Origin of the sequence: Mesorhizobium sp. M4A.F.Ca.ET.020.02.1.1 (assembly GCF_004022645.1) — a bacterium.
Taxonomy (GTDB): domain Bacteria; phylum Pseudomonadota; class Alphaproteobacteria; order Rhizobiales; family Rhizobiaceae; genus Mesorhizobium.
The window spans coordinates 1-3,678 of sequence record NZ_RZOI01000620.1; the positions used below are offsets into that span (position 1 = coordinate 1).

The 3,678-nt window shown below is 65.1% G+C and carries 5 protein-coding genes; all 5 read right to left on the minus strand.

The window, feature by feature from the left end; all coding sequences use genetic code 11:
* Window positions 1–1,288, minus strand: a 1,288-nt coding sequence (locus EN742_RS27970) for an aldehyde dehydrogenase family protein (RefSeq protein WP_148670307.1), incomplete at its 3' end; no start/stop codon positions are given.
* A 21-nt stretch (window positions 1,289–1,309) separates the two neighbouring features.
* Window positions 1,310–1,654 carry a cupin domain-containing protein gene (locus EN742_RS27975; RefSeq protein ID WP_126058178.1) on the minus strand — a complete coding sequence of 115 codons (345 nt, stop codon included), beginning with the start codon at window positions 1,652–1,654 and terminating at the stop codon, window positions 1,310–1,312.
* A gap of 28 nt (window positions 1,655–1,682) precedes the next feature.
* Window positions 1,683–2,024, minus strand: a complete 342-nt coding sequence (locus EN742_RS27980) for a cupin domain-containing protein (protein ID WP_126058179.1) — start codon at window positions 2,022–2,024, stop codon at window positions 1,683–1,685.
* Between the two features lie 14 nt (window positions 2,025–2,038).
* Window positions 2,039–2,389, minus strand: a complete 351-nt coding sequence (locus tag EN742_RS27985) for a cupin domain-containing protein (RefSeq protein ID WP_127400143.1) — start codon at window positions 2,387–2,389, stop codon at window positions 2,039–2,041.
* Window positions 2,386–3,660, minus strand: coding sequence for a glycosyltransferase (locus tag EN742_RS27990; protein WP_126058180.1), 1,275 nt, complete (start codon window positions 3,658–3,660; stop codon window positions 2,386–2,388). The genes EN742_RS27985 and EN742_RS27990 overlap by 4 nt, the downstream gene beginning before the upstream one ends.
* Window positions 3,661–3,678 lie beyond the last annotated feature (18 nt).

A 3,678-nucleotide genomic window follows, 5' to 3' on the forward strand; every position in this document is an offset into this window, starting at 1 on the left:
GTCCCTTCGGCCTCGGCGCCTCGGTGTTCACCACCGACCTCGCCGAAGCGCACGAGGCGCCGAGGCCGAAGGGACTATCGTTGGCGAGCCTGATCGCCTCGTCGAAATCCTTCACGCGACAGATGGCGGCGACCGGCCCGAAACACTCCTCGCGCACGATCGCCATGTCCGGGGTGACGCCGGTGAGGATCGTCGGCTCGTAGAACCAGCCGGTGTTGTGCGCCGGCGGAATGCACCCGCCGGTCACCGCCTTCGCGCCGTTGCGAACCGCGTCGTCGACCAGACGCATCACCTTGGCCCGTGCGGCTTCGCTGACCAGCGGGCCGATCTCGGTCCTGTCCAGGCCGTTACCGATCCTCAGTGCGCGGGTCTTTGCGGCGAAGAGATCGACGAAGCGGTCGTGCACGGCATCGACGACGAAGAAGCGCTCGGCCGAGGTGCAGACCTGGCCGGTGAGGTGGAAGGCGGCGGTGACGGAGCCGGCCGCCGCGACGTCGAGTGGGGCGTGTTGCGAGATGATCAGCGGATCGCTGCCGCCGGCCTCGATGACGCAAGGCTTCATGCGCTCGGCGCACGCCACCGCGACGGCCTTGCCGGCGGCAACCGAGCCGGTGAAGGCGACGGTATGGGTGCGGTCGGACCCGGTCAGCGCCTGCGCCGTCGCAGCGCCGCCGGGCAGGCAGGAGACGAGGCCTTCGGGCAGTGAACGGAACACCGTCATGTAGTCGAGCGTCGACAATGTCGTCGCCTCGGCAGGCTTGATGACGCAGGCATTGCCGGCGGCGAGCGAGGCGGCCACCGTCCAGCACATCAGCAGGATCGGGAAGTTATAGGGCATGATGTGGACGGAGACGCCGTAGGGCTCGTAGCGCGCGTACTGGAAGGAACCCGCCTGCGTCGTGCCGGCGACCTTGCCGGCCTCGTCGCGCGCCATCTCGGCATAGTAGCGGAAGATCGGTGCGCAATTGGCGATCTCGCCAATCGCTTCCGGATAGGGCTTGCCCATCTCGCGCACCATCAGCTCGGCGCAGCGGGTGAAGTCCGCCGCCTCGATGGCATTGGCCACCGCGTGCAAATGTTTGGCGCGGCTCTTGGCGTCGAGTTTTTTCCATGCCGCCTGCGCTGCGGTCGCGGTGGTCAACGCGGCGTCGATCTCACCATCGCTGGCGGCGGCGATGGTGCCCACCGTTTCGAGCGTCGCCGGATCGATCACCGGCTTTTGCGCACCGGTCGTCGGCCGGTAGTCCGGATTGACGAAGTATACCGGACGGTCGGGCGAGAACTGCATGGAATGATCCTCCCGGTCCGCTCAGCGGATCATGTAGACCTTCTTGATCGTCTCATGCACGGTGCAGACGCCCTTCCAGTCCTGCGGGAAGAACGCCGCCGTGTCGGGTTCGATCTCGATCACCTCGCCGGATTCATGCACATAGGTGCAGCGTCCCTCGAGGAAGTGGCAGAACTCGTCGCGGGTGACGTGGCAGTGCCATTTGCCCGGCGTGCAGATCCAGAGCCCGCATTCCGAGCGGCCTTCCGGCCCCTTGTAGAGGAGCTTGCCAGAGGTGTGGGACTGTCCCTCGATCATGGTCGGGATGACGCCCCAGTCGACGAGGTCGGTGATGGCGAGCGGCGATTGCATGGTCGGCGTGGTCATCGATTTTATCCTGGATTTCGTTGCGTGCTTACCGGCACATGAAGGCCTTGGTCAGCGTTTCTGTGATTTTAGAAGTGCCGGTCCAGCCGGCTGGGAAGAAGACCAGTGTCCCGGCCTCGACCGGGATCGTCTCGCCATTCTCGTGGATGTAGGTGCCGCGCCCCGACAGGAAATGGCAGAATTCGTCAACCGCGAAGGTGATGTGGCGCGTGCCGGGCGTGCACGACCAAAGCCCGCATTCGCTCGATCCGTCCGCGTGCTGGAACAGGACCTTGCCCGACGCACGCGGCGAGCCGGCGATAGGGTCGGCGCCGGCACCCCAGTCGTCCAGTTGCACGGTCGAGGCCTTTGGCCAGTGCGGTGTCGGCATGTCGAGTTCCTCGGTTACGCCAGCATGTAGATGTTGCGCATGGTCTTATGCACGGTGCATTCGCCGCTCCAGCCGGCCGGGAACAGCACCACCGTCCCGGCTGTCACCTCTATCACCTCGCTGTCGTCGGATTTGTAGGTGGCGCGACCTGAGACGAAGTGGCAGAGCTCGTCGCGCGGGATCTTGAGCCGCCAGCGTCCAGGCGTGCAGACCCAGATGCCAGATTCCGGCTGGTTGTTCGGACCCTTGTGCACCAGCCTGCCGGTCGAGTGCGAAGCGCCCTCCAGCGCGTCAGGCTGCGCGCCCCAGTCGACGAGATCGGCGCGGGTCGAGGCCTGGTGGAGGTGCGGCGCGGAGGAGGTCACAGCAGCTGCTCCAGCAGCCCGGCAGCCTTCTCGGGGCCGTTCTGCGACTGCATCTGCGCCGATGCCCTGGCGAGCTTGGCCTTGATCGCCGGATCGGTGAGGCAGGCCTCGATCTTCGCGATCAGCTCGGCATCGCTCCAGTCATAGCGCGGCATGCCGAAGCCGCAGCCGATCTCGCCGACGCGGGTGGCATTGTCGTGACCGTCCCAGACATAGGGCATGATGATCGCCGGCTTGCCGAAATAGAGGCACTCGGTGAAGGAGTTGTTGCCGCCATGGTGGATCACCGCATCGACCTGCGGGATCACCGAAGGTTGCGGGAACCAGCTGTCGACAATGACGTTGCCGGGCACGTCGGTGTACTGGTCCTTGTAGCCGCCGACATTGACCAGCGCCCGGTAGCGCGTCTTGCCGAGCGCCGCGATGATGCGCTTCAGGAGGTCGACGTCGCCGGCCCCCAGGCTGCCGAAGGAGACGTAGAGCAGCGGCCCGTCATTGTTCTTCGCAAAGGTCGGTATTGCGTAGGGCTTCTCCTGCCGCACGCAGCCCTCGAGATACTGGAATTTCGCCGGGTCGAGCGGATGCCGGCGGTTGAACTTCGCCGCCTGCGGATAGAGCAGCAGGTTGAGGTAGGGCGAGGCCTCGAAGAACTGGCCGATCGGATAGGGCGCCTCGCCATTGGCGGCGAGGAAGGCGTTGAAGTCGTCATGGATCGGCTTGATCACCGCGTTGAAATGGTCGCGGTAGCGCTTGTGGCCGGCGTGGTCGTCCTCGGCGCAGCCGGAAAGATGCGGCGGGATGTCCTCGTCCTCGATCTCGTTTTCCGAGCAGGAGATGACCCGCACCCAGGGCTTGCCATACTGCTTGATAGCGGGAAACAGGATGACGTTGTCGACCGAGATGACGTCGGGCTTGATCTTCGCGAGCACCCCGGCCAGATCCTTCTGTGCCCATTTGGCGCTATCGACGATCGCCGTCCAGCAATCCTTCACGTAGTTGTCGACCTGGTCGTAGGGCGACTTGCGGAAATTCGGGATGTGGCCGTTGATGAAGTCCTCCCAGAACTTGGCCATCTGCTCCGGCGGCATCGGCTCGGAGAGGTTCACCGGGTGCGCCTCGAAGCCGTAGCCCTTGTAGACGTCGACAAATCCGGGGTCGGACAGGAACACCGCCCTGTGGCCGCGCGCCTCGACCGCCTGGGCGATGCCGACGGAATTGAGCGCCGGCCCGAAGGCCGCTTCCGGGAAAAACGCGATGGTCTTCTGCGCCATGGTTTCAATCTCCATCAA

Excerpts from the sequence above, each read along its gene's own strand:
- EN742_RS27975 (WP_126058178.1), bottom strand. The coding sequence starts at position 1,654 with ATGACCACGCCGACCATGCAATCGCCGCTCGCCATCACCGACCTCGTC.
- EN742_RS27980 (WP_126058179.1), bottom strand. The coding sequence starts at position 2,024 with ATGCCGACACCGCACTGGCCAAAGGCCTCGACCGTGCAACTGGACGAC.
- EN742_RS27990 (WP_126058180.1), bottom strand. The coding sequence starts at position 3,660 with ATGGCGCAGAAGACCATCGCGTTTTTCCCGGAAGCGGCCTTCGGGCCG.